Source organism: Mucilaginibacter sp. (assembly GCF_028288225.1).
GTDB lineage: Bacteria > Bacteroidota > Bacteroidia > Sphingobacteriales > Sphingobacteriaceae > Mucilaginibacter.
This window is the reverse complement of sequence record NZ_JAQBOC010000043.1, coordinates 66,039-80,247: the sequence shown is the minus strand read 5'-3', so window position 1 is coordinate 80,247 and position 14,209 is coordinate 66,039. Positions and strand designations below refer to the sequence as shown.

13 protein-coding genes and 1 rRNA gene are annotated in these 14,209 nt (G+C 39.7%); 9 read left to right on the top strand and 5 right to left on the bottom strand.

Annotated features, from left to right (window positions below; all coding sequences use genetic code 11):
- The first annotated feature begins 9 nt into the window (after positions 1-9).
- Positions 10-121 (top strand): 5S ribosomal RNA (gene rrf / locus JWQ54_RS13300).
- Between the two features lie 89 nt (positions 122-210).
- Here the strand turns inward: rrf and JWQ54_RS13295 are convergent.
- The 3 genes from JWQ54_RS13295 to JWQ54_RS13285 all read right to left on the bottom strand — a co-directional run bounded on the left by JWQ54_RS13295 (position 211) and on the right by JWQ54_RS13285 (position 3,536).
- Positions 211-630: a DUF2971 domain-containing protein gene (locus JWQ54_RS13295; RefSeq protein ID WP_299585429.1), complete on the bottom strand. Its 420-nt coding sequence runs from the start codon at positions 628-630 to the stop codon at positions 211-213.
- Positions 631-1,124: 494 nt separating this feature from the next.
- Positions 1,125-2,174, bottom strand: coding sequence for a PmoA family protein (locus tag JWQ54_RS13290; protein WP_299585427.1), 1,050 nt, complete (start codon positions 2,172-2,174; stop codon positions 1,125-1,127).
- 6 nt (positions 2,175-2,180) lie between these two features.
- Positions 2,181-3,536, bottom strand: a complete 1,356-nt coding sequence (locus JWQ54_RS13285) for a Gfo/Idh/MocA family oxidoreductase (protein WP_299585425.1) — start codon at positions 3,534-3,536, stop codon at positions 2,181-2,183.
- A gap of 487 nt (positions 3,537-4,023) precedes the next feature.
- On the opposite strand from JWQ54_RS13285, the gene JWQ54_RS13280 reads away from it, so the two are divergent.
- Both JWQ54_RS13280 and JWQ54_RS13275 read left to right on the top strand, forming a co-directional pair.
- A complete protein-coding gene (locus JWQ54_RS13280; protein ID WP_299585424.1) occupies positions 4,024-4,449 on the top strand; it encodes a hypothetical protein in 426 nt (141 codons plus the stop codon).
- Positions 4,450-4,453: 4 nt separating this feature from the next.
- On the top strand, positions 4,454-6,277 hold the full coding sequence (locus tag JWQ54_RS13275; RefSeq protein WP_299585422.1) for a hypothetical protein: 1,824 nt from the start codon (positions 4,454-4,456) through the stop codon (positions 6,275-6,277).
- 160 nt (positions 6,278-6,437) lie between these two features.
- On the opposite strand, the gene JWQ54_RS13270 is transcribed toward JWQ54_RS13275, so the two are convergent.
- Positions 6,438-6,905, bottom strand: a complete 468-nt coding sequence (locus tag JWQ54_RS13270) for a hypothetical protein (protein WP_299585420.1) — start codon at positions 6,903-6,905, stop codon at positions 6,438-6,440.
- Positions 6,906-7,069: 164 nt separating this feature from the next.
- Between JWQ54_RS13270 and JWQ54_RS13265 the strand changes: the two genes are divergently transcribed.
- From JWQ54_RS13265 to JWQ54_RS13255, 3 genes are all read left to right on the top strand, one after another.
- Positions 7,070-9,487, top strand: a complete 2,418-nt coding sequence (locus tag JWQ54_RS13265; RefSeq protein WP_299585418.1) for an outer membrane beta-barrel family protein — start codon at positions 7,070-7,072, stop codon at positions 9,485-9,487.
- 88 nt (positions 9,488-9,575) lie between these two features.
- Positions 9,576-9,941 carry a hypothetical protein gene (locus JWQ54_RS13260; protein WP_299585416.1) on the top strand — a complete coding sequence of 122 codons (366 nt, stop codon included), beginning with the start codon at positions 9,576-9,578 and terminating at the stop codon, positions 9,939-9,941.
- A 101-nt stretch (positions 9,942-10,042) separates the two neighbouring features.
- A complete protein-coding gene (locus tag JWQ54_RS13255) occupies positions 10,043-10,573 on the top strand; it encodes a ferritin (RefSeq protein WP_299585414.1) in 531 nt (176 codons plus the stop codon).
- Between the two features lie 7 nt (positions 10,574-10,580).
- On the opposite strand, the gene JWQ54_RS13250 is transcribed toward JWQ54_RS13255, so the two are convergent.
- The gene (locus JWQ54_RS13250; protein WP_299585412.1) at positions 10,581-10,835 is read right to left on the bottom strand and encodes a (2Fe-2S) ferredoxin domain-containing protein; all 255 of its coding nucleotides are present in this window, start codon (positions 10,833-10,835) and stop codon (positions 10,581-10,583) included.
- 398 nt (positions 10,836-11,233) lie between these two features.
- Between JWQ54_RS13250 and JWQ54_RS13245 the strand changes: the two genes are divergently transcribed.
- The 3 genes from JWQ54_RS13245 (at position 11,234) to JWQ54_RS13235 (ending at position 14,181) form a co-directional block, all read left to right on the top strand.
- On the top strand, positions 11,234-11,452 hold the full coding sequence (locus JWQ54_RS13245) for a hypothetical protein (protein WP_299585410.1): 219 nt from the start codon (positions 11,234-11,236) through the stop codon (positions 11,450-11,452).
- Between the two features lie 158 nt (positions 11,453-11,610).
- On the top strand, positions 11,611-13,890 hold the full coding sequence (locus JWQ54_RS13240; protein ID WP_299585408.1) for a TonB-dependent receptor: 2,280 nt from the start codon (positions 11,611-11,613) through the stop codon (positions 13,888-13,890).
- A gap of 72 nt (positions 13,891-13,962) precedes the next feature.
- A complete protein-coding gene (locus JWQ54_RS13235) occupies positions 13,963-14,181 on the top strand; it encodes a heavy metal-binding domain-containing protein (protein WP_299585406.1) in 219 nt (72 codons plus the stop codon).
- Positions 14,182-14,209: the final 28 nt, after the last annotated feature.

Here is a 14,209-nt window from a genome sequence, read left to right as displayed (position 1 = left end):
AAAAGAAATTCAGGTGCCTATATCGGCGGTGTCCACCTCTTCCCATTCCGAACAGAGAAGTTAAGCCCGCCAGAGCCGATGGTACTGCAGTAAAATGTGGGAGAGTAGGTCGGTGCCAAATCTTATCACCTTAATTGGTGTAATGCGAACCCTTAGTTCTAGTCGGACTAAGGGTTTTTGCGTTTAAAACACTCAAGAATAATAATAAAATCAAGCTATCTGGATAAAACCAAGATCAAAGGTTCGCGGGACTACGATGGTTTTGAAAATTGGTATTGCGGGGAAATTACATTTGCAAATACTTACAACGTATTTTATATCAGACTCTTTCATGCTGGCACCTATAATTATTTCAGCAACTTCTTTTTGTGTAAATCCAACAATTTGATTAGCGGCGCCACCTTTAGTTACCCTATACTCATCCTCATATTCCCATACTTTTGATTTAGTATAAATCTGTTTAACCATTTGCCCATAAATGTCGTCGGTCGGCAGAATAATTGGCAACTTTTCCTCATACATAACTTTTCCACCACTACCAAATCTTGATTCATTGAAAAAAAGTTCTGTAGATTTAAACCCTATGCAGTAGCCTGTGTGAGAGCCAGAGTAGTGAGACCATAAAAGCATATTCGCCTTATGCTCGGAAAAACTAATTATTCCGTAATAAGTCGATAATTGATTAAATTGTTCCTCCTCTTGCCATCGCAACCAGTCGCTTTTGTAAAATCTGCCTTCTTTTATTAACTCTTATACCTTTAGTTGACATTCGATTTCCGTGTATTTTGGGTAGTGTCTTGCAACGTATCCTTCAAAATACTCTAAGGGTAATTTAGCGTCATCGCCCAATTTATAATACGCGATAGGGATTTTACAATCGATGGGATCGTTAAAGGAAGATGACGAGGCTAGAAATAATTCCATGTTTATAAGAGTTTTCTTATGGAAATCATTGGACCAGTCTCTGTACTTGTATACAAGTTTTGGGTAATCTTTTGGAAGTAATGGGGCAATGCTCATAGGTAAATTTAACATTTAATTAAATGCAAACTCTTTATGGCAAATTTAAACCGACAAAATATGCGAGTGCTGTCGGACCTGTAAATAAATCAAGATGATTGTCTTTAATGTGCTTTAGCAAATTCATCTGCTATTTCATTAAGCTCTGCACTGCTCACAGTTTTATCACCATTGGTTATTATTATCCTATACCTAAAAGTCACCGATTCTCCCTTTTTTAAACTCAAATTCTTTTCCGATTTGCCATTGGTAAAAATCTTCTCACCCAACGGGTTCGCTGCAAATAAACCATACCCCCTGGCATGCCAGAATGTAGGGTAGTTAGGGTTTTTAGGATGATCAATAATGGCTATGCTTACCGAGTCAGCACCCATTTTGCCATAAACCTTGCACCACACTCCGCGGCTGCTCCAGACATCATTACCTGTTTTACCGGCGCTGGTTATGTAATTACCGTTGGCAACATGGTCTGTGCCGCCTTTAACCACGGTTACATTGCCCTTGTTGTCGGTAAATTGCTGGTCTTCCGTAGTTGGCATTTGCAGCTCATGTGCTAACCGTAAGCCTAGCATTCCATCTTTCGCGTCTTTAAAAATAACATCAACATTTGCTTTCAAAGTAGTAATCCGGTCAATTATACGCTGGGTTTCGCTTCCGCTAAATTCAAAGCGGGTGGTTTCTTCTAAAATTATGTTTTTTTGCTGGTTTGTCCAGTTAGCATGATAGGCTAATACACCGGTTTTCCCTCCGGCAGCTTCAATAATTTTATCGGTACGGATCCACCCATACAAGCTTTTTTTATTTGCGGGTATCGCGTATGAATTGTTCCAGAAATCAAGACCGTTCAGGTTTTCAAAGTTAAACCAAAGGCCGATGTGATGGGGGTGATCTGTTGGATCGCCTGGCCTTGGATCAAGCGGGAAACCACGGGTAACAATAGTGCCATTAGCTGCATACAGCGGGTACAATACCGGTTTTTCCAGGCTGTCGGGATACAGGAAGCTGGTAAACAGCTTGCCTTCGATAGAGATATCGACCTTGTTTTCTGTTGCTGATTTTACCACTTTTACCAGCTCACTTTTTTGAGCCATCACTATTATAGGCATCGTGGTTATTGCCATAGTAAATCCTAATTTCGTTAACCTGGATATCATGGTTTATCAATATTTAAATATTTTACCATTCGCCATTACCTCCTGTGTTTTTTCATCAAAGGTGGCCTTGTAGCCGGTATGTACGGCGGCGTTGGTCATGATGTTAGCTATAGAGTGGCTGTACCCTGCTTCAACGGGCGCATTCGGTTGTTGACGGCTGCGTACACATTCCATCCAGTTGCGCACATGATTTGATGTGAGCACATCGCCGCCTGTATTGGCTGAAGCTACCACTTTTTCAGTATTTGCCAGGCTGATCTCTGGTAATAGGTTAGCCTGCATGTTCATAGCCGCAGCCATCTTTTGAGTTAAGCCCCCAACGGGAGAAACCTTGTTGGTATTGAGGTTTAATTCGCCGCCGTTAGAGTAATAGATCTCTGCCGGATGTTCATCGCCATTATGCATGCGCGAACCAAAGGTAACCTGGAAACCTTTCGACGGATCATCCAGCGGGCCATAGTCAAAGGCGGCCAAAATGGTATCCCAATTTCTGCGGCCATCTTTCCACATATAAATCCCTCCATTGGCAACAACACTGCGCGGATGTTTTAGCCCGGTAAACCAATGTACAGTATCGATCTGGTGGCTCATCCACTGACCGGGCAACCCCGATGAGTAGGGCCAGAACAGCCGGTATTCAAGGTATATACGCGGGTCAAATGGCTCATACGGACGATTCATAATAAAGCGTTTCCAATCGGTATCAGCTTCTTTCAACACGCCTAACAATTCCGGCCGGCGCCAGCGGCCAGGCTGGTTAACATTCCAGGTTAATTCAACCATGGTGATGGGACCAAATTTGCCCGAGCGGATAAAATCATTAGCGGCGTGGTAATTAGCACCGCTTCTGCGTTGCGAACCTATTTGTACAATTTTCCCCGACTCTTTAACAGCTTTAAAGGCAGCCCGGTTATCTTCCATAGTTTCAGCAAAAGGTTTTTCAACATAAGCGTCGCACCCGGCTTTCACAGCTTCAATAGCATGGCGGGCATGCTGAAAATCAGCGGTGCTAATAAATACGGCATCTACAGTTTTGCTGTCGTACAATTCTTCATTATTGCGAAATGCTCTTACATCATTTTGCATTTTCTCTTTCCAAATAGCGGCGCCTTCTTCCCTGCGCTTTTTCCAGATATCTGATACGCCAACCACCTCAAAATTAAGTTCCTTACAGTGGTTCATAAAGCTGGGAATATGCGAGCTTCTGTGCCTGTCGGAAAACCCGACAACACCAACCCGCACCCTGTCATTAGCGCCGATAATGCGTTTATAGCTTTTGGCGCTCCAACTGTGTTTGGCGAGCAATACGCCGGCACCGGCCAATGTGGCCTGCCTGATAAAAGTACGACGTGATTTTTCCATAGAATAGATATTTGTGATTTAATTGGGATTGTAAAGCTTCATAAATAAATTAAGGTTCGGGCCAGATAGAGCAGACCGCCATTATAATTTTTTTCTTGATGAATAGGTAAATTGGTTTTTAATATCAGTTATATAACCGACAAAATCAAATATCGATGAAATTAACCAAAAAGTAATAACATCTCTGTAAGATGTATATTACATTTGATGTTTTCACAGGTATTTTGGCAGCAGCTTTTTAATTATTTCAACAAACCATTAACTAATAGATCATAGCGGAACTGCGGGCATGTTAAGCTTTAGTAACTGCAAATGATCTGACATAATAAATTTATTGATGCTGCTCCGCCTTTGTGAAAGACAATCTGAACTGCTTACAAAACTGGCCTGGAAATATGATTATATAAAAGATATCTGAAAATTTATTTATTATATATTAAAATAAATTCCATATATTTAATATATACTACACCTATCTCATAGTTTTATGCCAAATACAATTAAAATATTATCTGCAACGGATGGTACTATTGCAGATAGTGATTTCAACGCGGTATTAAACGAACCCACTGAAACCATAACACCATTACTCGTTTTGGGAAGCGATGCAGTTGCACTAAAAGCTAAAGCTTTTGTGCAATCGATGCTTGACAATGATGTTGATTCAGAATACGTTTCTGTTCAATTTATATATGTTCCTAACCGGGCTTTTATTTTCCAAAGCTTACAAAACAGGTGTGTTCAATTAGATCAGTCTGTTCATCAATTAGATTGGACAATTTATAATACCTATACCGTATTTGCATTGTCACCAACGGATAAATGTATTGCGGATGTAGTTCCATCTACTGAAATTAATGCTCAACCCGGAAATATTGGTGCAGCTATACTTTGTGCCTTTGGAATAGGTTAATAAAATGAAAAACAAGTATGTACCAATTTCCCGTAGCGGCATAGTGCTATTATGGGGATTCCTGATTATAGCAGGCCAGGGTTTAAAGGCCCAGGATGTGCTTAAAGTTATAGAAAAAGATCAGGATAACAAGTATCTTGATGTGCACAAACAGGTAAAACCGGCTTATATTAATCCTAATATAGTTGATATAAATAGTACGCTTTTAATATCAATTGATAAAGCAGCTATCATAAAAAAGCTCGGTCAAACCGGCCAGTTTAATTTGCCTAAAGAAACAAGCGACTTGTTAGATCTACTTAACAATGCCTTAAAAAAGCAAGCGGAATTATTGAATGATTTTAAATCAACCATAGCCTCTTATAATCCGGGGAACCCTGATAGCGCAAGAAAATATAATCAGAAGCTGCAAAATTTTGGACAATTTGCAAATGGGCTTTTCAAAACAGATCCCAAAGTCAGAGCTTATTTTGTTAGCCAGATGAGTGTAAGTCCGGGGAAAATAGCAGAAAACGTGTTTGTTGCGCTGCAAAAACGTATAACGGACATGGAAAATGATCTGGCACAATTAAACACATCAAATCCAAACAGCATACAGCTCGGTGCCTGGATAAATAAAGGCGGCCCCCCATTGCCTTTGCATCTCGCCGGCTTTGACCAGCTTGCAGATCAACCCTATTATACTGTTGAAAGGTGGCAATACCTGCCAACTGCCGACCAAATTGATCAATACACCCAATTGCAGGATTTTGCAAAAAAAAACAGGGACAGTGGATTAGATTTATTAAAAGCGTCTTTAAACCAATACCTGGACGCATTTAAGGCTTACGCTCAAAAACTATTGGATAATAATTTGACTGATTTAACCAATGCCTATAATTTGATTAAAAATGACTACAACGGAACACCAATTAGCGGTGAGATGCTGCAATTAAAAACGGATTTTGAAACATTATCAAACCTGATTAAAACCAATATAGCTTTTTATAATAACATTCAGCAGTCGGGGAATATTTCTACAACCGGTATTATTGCCCAGGTAATTAATGATATAAGCACAATAAATCAAACTATTGCACAGGCAAAGGCGGACGTTGATGGTTTAAATAAGAGCATAAGTTTATTGCCGCCAAAGCTTAAGCAGGAAGGGCAAAGCCTTGTTAATTTATTAAAAAGTAAATATGACTCATTATTTACATCTATTGATACAAAATTTTTATCAGCTGTCGGGGCAGGTTATCAAACAGATATAGCAGCGCTTGAGTACTCTGATAAGGTACTCAAATTATCATTAACAGACCTGCCTTTAAATACAGAGTTGGATTTGAATAATACAGGGGAGAGAAAGGCCGGGGATAAAATATCCTTAAAAATAAGCACCGTCAGCAACGGCAAAACCACCAATCTTGATTCATATACTGTTACGATGTACAGGGTGTTAATTCATTTGGAAGGGACCGTGGGCCTGCTGTTTGCACATCCGCTTGTGCACACCGATATCCGCGGCGATTTTCAAATGGCGCCTTATTTTAATTTACTATTTAAAGGTGTATGGCCATGGACCGAAAACTATCATAGAAGATCTGCAATAAACAACGGCTTGCTAGATTTTTCGTTTGGCTTGCAGGTTTCCTCGCCCGACTTTAACAAAGATGATGTTCCTGAATTAGGAGTGGGGTTGGTTCTCTCAGGCTTTAAGGACATTTTGCAGGTTGGCATAGCCCACAATGTATTTTTAAGTAAACCTTTTGTTTTTTTTGGAATCCGGCTTCCTATCCCTGCAACTAATTTTGGTTCAAACGGGCAAACTAATTCAAGCGTGCAATAGGTATACATTTAGTCTTGAGTCGAAAGTCTTGAGTTCTAAGTCAGAAAAAGACAAAATTTGACTTAAGACTAGCGACTTAAGACTGCTTTTAACTTAACATTAGGTTATTATGGCCCCGGGAAATGTTAATTGCCCGGGGCTTTCTTATGTATTATTGTTATTATTTTACTTTAAGATATTTCTCAATAATAACCCTGTCTATCCCGGTGCCTTCAACTTTCTCAATTCCTTTTTGAACAAGCGTATCTCCATTAAAGGTAACGGTGAAAGTAAAAGGCTTGCCTTCCCAGGCTTTGTCTTTATAATAATCAAGGTGCTCGGTATACTGGTCGCCTTTTAAAGTGTACCGGCCGCCGCCTGCATCAAATTTGTTTGATGAGTCTTTAGCCGCATTCATTACATGATTTAAAAAGGCAAAATGTGTTTCATTAATAACTTTTATCATTTGCTGATCTTTTTCTTTTGGATATGCCTGGGTGTGCCCCTTGGTAATGGTAGCGCCCGATACCAATTGCCATGTGCCTATAATGGGATTGGTTGCTTGTTCTTTTTTTTCGCCCTGGTTATTACAGGCCATTAAAAAAGCAATTGCGGATAGTGATAAAAAAACTGCAGGTTTAAATTTCATGATGAGTGGTTTATTTGTTAAATATATAAAATTCCGGCATTAAGTTATCAGCATTAATCTTTTGAGGATTTAGTAGATTTTATATATTTGGCCAATAACCAGTTTATCGAAATTATTCCCCTGCCGGTAATTTCATCTTTCATAAAAAAACTAAATAATACAATTTGAAATACATTTTTACTTTCTTCATCATAACTATCGCCATCAGTAATTTATCTGCCCAGTTTAAGCTTACCGGAACTGTTAATACCCTGGCAAAACGACCGGCAGACTTTGCTTCTGTCAATCTTAAAAATTTAACAGACAACAACGATAAAACGGTGCTTGCAGATAGCACCGGCCATTTTAGCTTTAATGATTTAGCTGCCGGCAAGTATTTAGTAAGTACTTCAGTTATGGGCTACTTTCCTGCACAACTTAATGTTATCCTGACCCGCGATACCACTTTAAATATAATTTTGGCTATAACAAACACACAACTAAGCGAGGTAACTATTACCAGCAGCAAGCCTGTGATAGAAAACAATACCGAAAAGCTGGTTTATAATGTATCATCAAGCATTACAGCTAACGGCGGCGATGCCCTTGCGGCTATTAGCAAGGTGCCGGGTATAAGGGTAAACAATAAGGAGATAAGCATTGCGGGTAAAGGTATGGTGCGGGTAATGGTGAATGACAGGCTGGTACAATTGGCTGGTGAGGATCTTACGCGCTACTTAAAATCCATGTCGGCAAACCAAATCTCGAAAATAGAGCTTATAAAAAATCCATCTGCCGAATATGATGCAGAGGGGAATGCGGGATTAATTAACATCACCACTAAACAAAGTAAAAAACAAGGGCTATCCGGGAATGTTCAACTGAGCGGCAAAAAATGGCTCCAAAGTCCGGCAAATGTTTTTGGCACCGGTAATTGGTGGATGTTGAACAGCAGCGCAAACCTTAATTATAATTCAAAAAAATTATCAGCCTATGCCAGCTTAAATGTTAATGGCGACCATGAGCTGGAAGGTTTTGAAACTGATGTTTTTTATCCGAAACAAACCTGGAAACAAACCGATACGGGTAACTATCGCTTGCATGAATACAGTTATGTTTTAGGGCTTGATTATAAGCTAAGTCCCAAAGCAACCATAGGCTTTAACTATCTTGGCGGTACCACAACTTATGACGGATCGGACCATGTAAATAACCCGGTTTATAATCAAAGCGGTCAGCTTGACAGCACACTGCGCACCTTCGCTACCTATCATCCCATTGCCATAAGCAATTCCATTAACCTTCACAGTATTATTAAATTTGATACCACAGGAAAAAGGCTGTCACTCAACGCCGACTATTTTAACTATTACCGCACAGACCGCTCCGACTTTGAAACTAATACATGGTTACCAAATGGAACGGTTGTCCCTGCAGCCAATGCGCGCTACCATGATAATAATAAGCAAAACATAAATGTGTATACTTTTAAAGCTGATGCCGAAATACCAACCCCTTTTGCCAAACTAGCTTTTGGCGGCAAGTTGAGCTTTATTGATACTTACAGCAATGCCTTTTATTACAACAGAACCGGCATAAATACGCTGACTTACAATACCAACCTGAGTAACGAGTTCGATTATAAAGAAAACACGCAATCAGTATATTTTAATTTGGATGGTGAAAAGAAAAAATGGAAATACCAGGCAGGTTTGCGGGGTGAGTTAACCCAAACCACAGGCTATTCATATACGCTTAATACCAGCAACGTCAACAAATATTTCAGGCTGTTTCCATCAATGCTTTTAAGCTACCAGGCCGATAGTGCAAACAGTTTTGCACTAACTTTTGGCAGGCGCATTAACAGGCCGGTTTTCTGGAATCTGAACCCGTTTAAATCATTATTTACTGCCTACAGTTATGGTGAAGGCAATCCTTTTTTGCAGCCAGAATATAATACCAATCTCGAGCTTTCGCACACTTATAAAAATATACTTACATCGGCAGTGTTTTTAAACGTTACTGATAATGGTTTTTATAATGTTACCGTTGCCAGCGTAGATACCAACCTGGTTTACACTATCCCGCTCAATTTTATTAAAACTTACAGGATAGGAATATCGGAAAGTTTAAGCCTGCACCCTTTTGAGTGGCTTGAGAATAACGAGCAGGTAACCGCTTATCATACCAGTGCACATTCTGACTTATCATACATCAGCAGCATAAAGGGTTATGGCTTATACCTTGCTACCAACAATACCATTTACTTCAATAAAGATAAAACGCTGGCATCTGCCATAGACTTCTGGTACCAGTTTCCGGAGGTTGACCATATTGGCCGTGCCGATGCCTATTATAAATTGGATGTGGGTTTTAGCGCATTAGCTTTACAAAAGAAGCTGAACATTAGCTTAAACCTTAATGATGCTTTCAGAAGCAGTGCAAACGCAGTAACCACTAACGTTAACGGGATCCGCGAAAAGTTCACCAATTTCCAGTTAAACAGGTTTGTGCAATTGGCTGTGAGCTACCGCTTTGGTATTGAAACAAACGGCAGCAAGGCTGATACAGGTAATGCGGATGAAAGAAGCAGGGCTCATTGATGTAAAATATTGTATCTCTGTAATAAAAATCGAAATCCTCAATTGCTATTTGGATTAATTATAAATAATGTGCAAATTTGCACCATTAATGAAGCAATCCATAACAAGTGATAAATTAACAATGACGGAAGTTTTTAAAACTAACGCTGGTGCTATTTATCAGTGTGATGCTGAAAGATGCTGGTATGTTGATTTTGCAGGTAAGCTGGCAAAGTTTGATTACCGCTGTCTGCTTAAGCTTCGCAAAGCTGTTTACCATGTAGATATTGAGCAGACCTTGCTTGATACCACCAATGCTCCTGATGTTGAGATAATTTTTATTTGCGCTTGCGATCATTTCTACGTGCTAACCCTGCTTCAGATCATCGCCTTGAAAGAAATTCTGCAGGGTACCTTTGTAATGCTTGAGCTCAACAACATCATCCACGACAGGCTTTTTCGCATACCTGCCTGATATTTAGACTCATTACATATTGCGTCATTTTAATACAATTGTTAATTTATAGCACTATTATTGTTATACTAGATCAGTATATACCAATAATTTGAAAAGCTATGAAAGATCTTATCAGGATTAAAACACTTATCTCAAGTGACATTGAAAATCTTTTAAACCAGCAGGTTAAAATGGAAGCCAACTCATCGTCTGTATATTTATCAATGGCTTCATGGTGCAACCGTAATGGTTACGATTTCTCCTCTGAATACTTTTTTAAACAGGCCAATGAAGAAAGGCAGCACCAGCTTAAATTTTACAAGTACATTTTAGATATGGGCGGCAGTGCCGTATCGCCTGAGGTTACTAATATTAAACATGAATACAACTCTTTCAGGGAGATATTTGAAGAGGCCCTTGACCAGGAGATAGCAGTGACTCAATCTATCAATAACATATATGGCCGCTGCCTTAAAACGCAGGACTTTTTGACCATGGAGTTTTTAAACTGGTTTTTAAAAGAGCAGCGTGAAGAGGAATACAAAGCCCGCCGTGCGCTTGAACTGTTTGACGTTATTGGAGAGGAAGGTACCGGCAGGTGGCAGATTGATAAGCATGTTGGCGAAATAAAATACGACGGGCAGGCTTAATAATTATTCAATCTTTTAAACCAAGCAGCTTAAGTACCTCCTTTTTATGATATTCTTTTAGCCAGACATTGCCCGGCTGCAAGGCGCATACCGGTGCGTAATCACACCGGTCTGTGCATTCCGTGCGGATTACCTCTATGTCTTCTCCGGAGTGTTTTACATAGGATTTTGCCAGCTTATACATTTCCTTTCCTCCGCGCTTACTGCATTTGCTTCCTGTGCATATATACAGCACTTTATCGGGTACAGTAAATTTGCTCATTACTTTATCAGTTTCAACCCCGCAATAATCATTAACCTAATATTAAGTTAAAGTTCGTCATTTTCATTCTATTTAACATAAAAAACAATTGCGGCTTTAAATGTATGTAGCACCGTAAAATTTTGACAAAACGTAAAATAAACGGCCAACCACCAGAACGTTGCACCCGTACTAATAAATACAGGACTTAGCTTGACTTTTTAGCTTTTAGCCTGTAAATTTGCGGCAGCATGTTAAAACAACTAACAGCTTTCTTTCTCATCTGTTCATTGCTTGCAGTTAACTTCACGCGGTTCTTTATTTTCGCGGGTTTTGAGCTGAACAAGAATTATATTGCAGCAAATCTTTGCGACAATCGTGATAAGCCCTGGTTGCATTGTAACGGCAAATGTTATTTCATGAAAAAGATTAAACAAGCCCAGGAAAATGAAAGAAAAGAAACGACTAAAGATAATTTTAGCCGCCTCGAAATTTCTTTTTTCCAGGAACCCTTCAAATTAACATTTATTGAACCTGTTATTTTAGATGATAATAAAAGTTCATTCCCGCAATATACCTATCAATATACAAACCATTATATTGATGCCATCTTCCGCCCACCCAAATCATTAGTATAATATCTTTTATTCAATCCATTTTATCGGTCTGCTTTCCGTACTGATAATATGGTGATTCCTATTGTTTGATCATGTTCCAATTTTTCTGATTGATTTTTAATCAGCAACTATTCGTGCATTATCTAACGCTAAATAATCGTCTTTATACTAATACGTACATGAATAAACTTACACTCAAAAAAGTGTTATTGCTGACTGCAGTATTTTTTACAATGCAGCTTGCAATGGCTCAACATATTTTCAAAGGCAAAGTAGTTGATAATATTACTCATCAGCCAATAGAATACGCATTTGTTTATGCAAACAAACAATCTGCCGCAACTAACAAGTGGGGAAGTTTTCAGCTCTCTTTAACGTCTGATACCGCTACATTAACCATATCCTATATGGGTTATCAAAAAAGATCTGTGCAAGTTAAAAGCTCAGATCAAAGGATAGTTATTGCCTTAACCCATGGGCAGATCGACCTTAACGAGGTGGTGATCTCTCCGCATTTAAGCAATAATTCGTTCCATACGCTAAGCGCTTTGGACCTTAACTTAAGACCTGTTAATTCATCACAAGATCTGATGCGCCTGGTACCCGGCCTGTTTATAGCACAGCACATGGGCGGTGGTAAGGCCGAGCAGATCTTTATCAGGGGCTTTGATGCCGATCATGGCACCGATTTGAACGTTTCGGTAGATGGCTTGCCGGTGAATATGGTATCGCACATACACGGGCAGGGCTATGCAGATCTGCACTTTTTAATACCAGAAACGGTATCAACCTACGATTTTGGCAAGGGGCCATATTATACCGATAAAGGCGATTTTACTACTGCCGGATACCTTAACTATACTACTAAGGATGCGCTCGATAAAAGCATGATCAGCCTGGAAGGCGGACGATTTAACACCTTCAGGGCAGCAGGGGTAATTGACCTGCTTGGCAGCAAAGCCAAACAAAATGGTGAGAATGCTTACATAGCCGGCGAATATAATTATACTGATGGCCCTTTTCAGTTGGCCGAACATTACAAACGTTTCAACGTATTTGGCAAATATACCAAACAGCTTGGCCAGGATAATAAACTGTCCATCAGTGCTTCCACTTTTAGCACCAGTTGGACGCCATCGGGCGAAATTCCGGAACGGGCTGTAGCAGGTGGAACAACTGCCATTGACGATAATGGGAATGCAATTAAAATTCCCGCCGCCGCAAATATCATCAACCGTTTTGGCACCATTGACAGCACGCAGAATGGAAAAAGTACCCGTACCAACGGCATAGTAAAGCTCTCATCAGATTTAAGAAATAATTGGACACTGGAAAACCAATTGTATTACACCCATTATACCTTCCAGCTTCATGTAAACTCTACCTTTTTTGCCGAAGACAATGTTAACGGCGACCTAAGGTTTCAAAACGAAACAAGGGACATGTATGGCTATAATGGTAAGCTAAGCAAGCGCAGCTATTTTGGGAGCACCTCATTGACTTCAACTTTTGGCGTTGGTGACCGGATGGACCGAACCTATGGTACATTATATAACAGCGTTACCCATGACAATCAATTTTTAGAAACGATAAGCTCAGGCGATATAAAAGAAAATAACCTGAACGCTTATATTGACGAAACATTGGAAACGGGCAAATGGCTGTTTAACGCAGGTGCAAGGATAGACTATCTGCATTTTAATTTTTATGATACCACACAGAATAAAGCAATAGTAAGTCCGAAGATAAATATCCAATACACTGCTAATGAGCAGGTACAGTTTTATCTAAAAGCAGGCAAAGGCTTTCACTCCAATGATGCGCGCGCTGTGATAGGCAATAGTGGTCTGCAAATCTTACCCGCTGCTTATGGTGCAGACCTGGGATTGAATTGGAAACCCGTTTCTCATTTATATATTAATGCTGCGTTGTGGTATTTATACCTGCAGCAGGAATTTGTATATACTGATGATGGGACTATTGCACCAGGTGGCAAAACCCGTAGAGAAGGTATCGACTTTTCGGCTCGCTACCAGTTAGCCAAATGGCTGTTTGCTGATCTGAATGTGAACCTGGCCAAACCACGGCTGGTGGGAGAAGCAAATGGCGAAAACTATTTACCGCTGGCTCCAACTTTTACCAGCACCGGTGGATTGAATTTTAAATTTAACAACGGAATTAACGGTGGTTTCAGCTACCGCTATATGCACAAGCGCCCGGGGAACGAAAATTATACCCTAACTGCCGATGGTTATTATGTTACTGATCTGAAACTGAATTATACGCAAAAGCGGTATGAACTGGGTTTATCAATAGAAAACCTGTTCAATACTGAATGGAATGAGTTTGAGGCAGAGGAAGTGACCAAATTACGAAATGAAACTGCCCCTGTAGATCAGATGAGCTTTACACCGGGCTCACCATTTTTTGCGAAATTAAGGGTGGCATTTTTCTTTTAATTATCTAATCGGCAGGCAAAATACACTTTCTGCCTGCTGATAAATAAGATCAATTCATTAAAACAGATCATCATGAAAAAATTATTTATAATACTTGCTTTGGCAGGTTTGATCTTAAATGTAAGTGCTTGTAATAACTATAATGCACAAAAGGCAAACAGCAATAAAAAAATTAAGAAAAAGGGCAAATATTTTTGTACGATGAATCCTGACGTTACCTCGGATAAACCAGGTGTTTGCTCAAAATGCGGTATGGAGCTTGTAAAAAGAGATACTGCCGACGATAAATAATTAAAGGTAGAAGCGTTAACCCGATTGC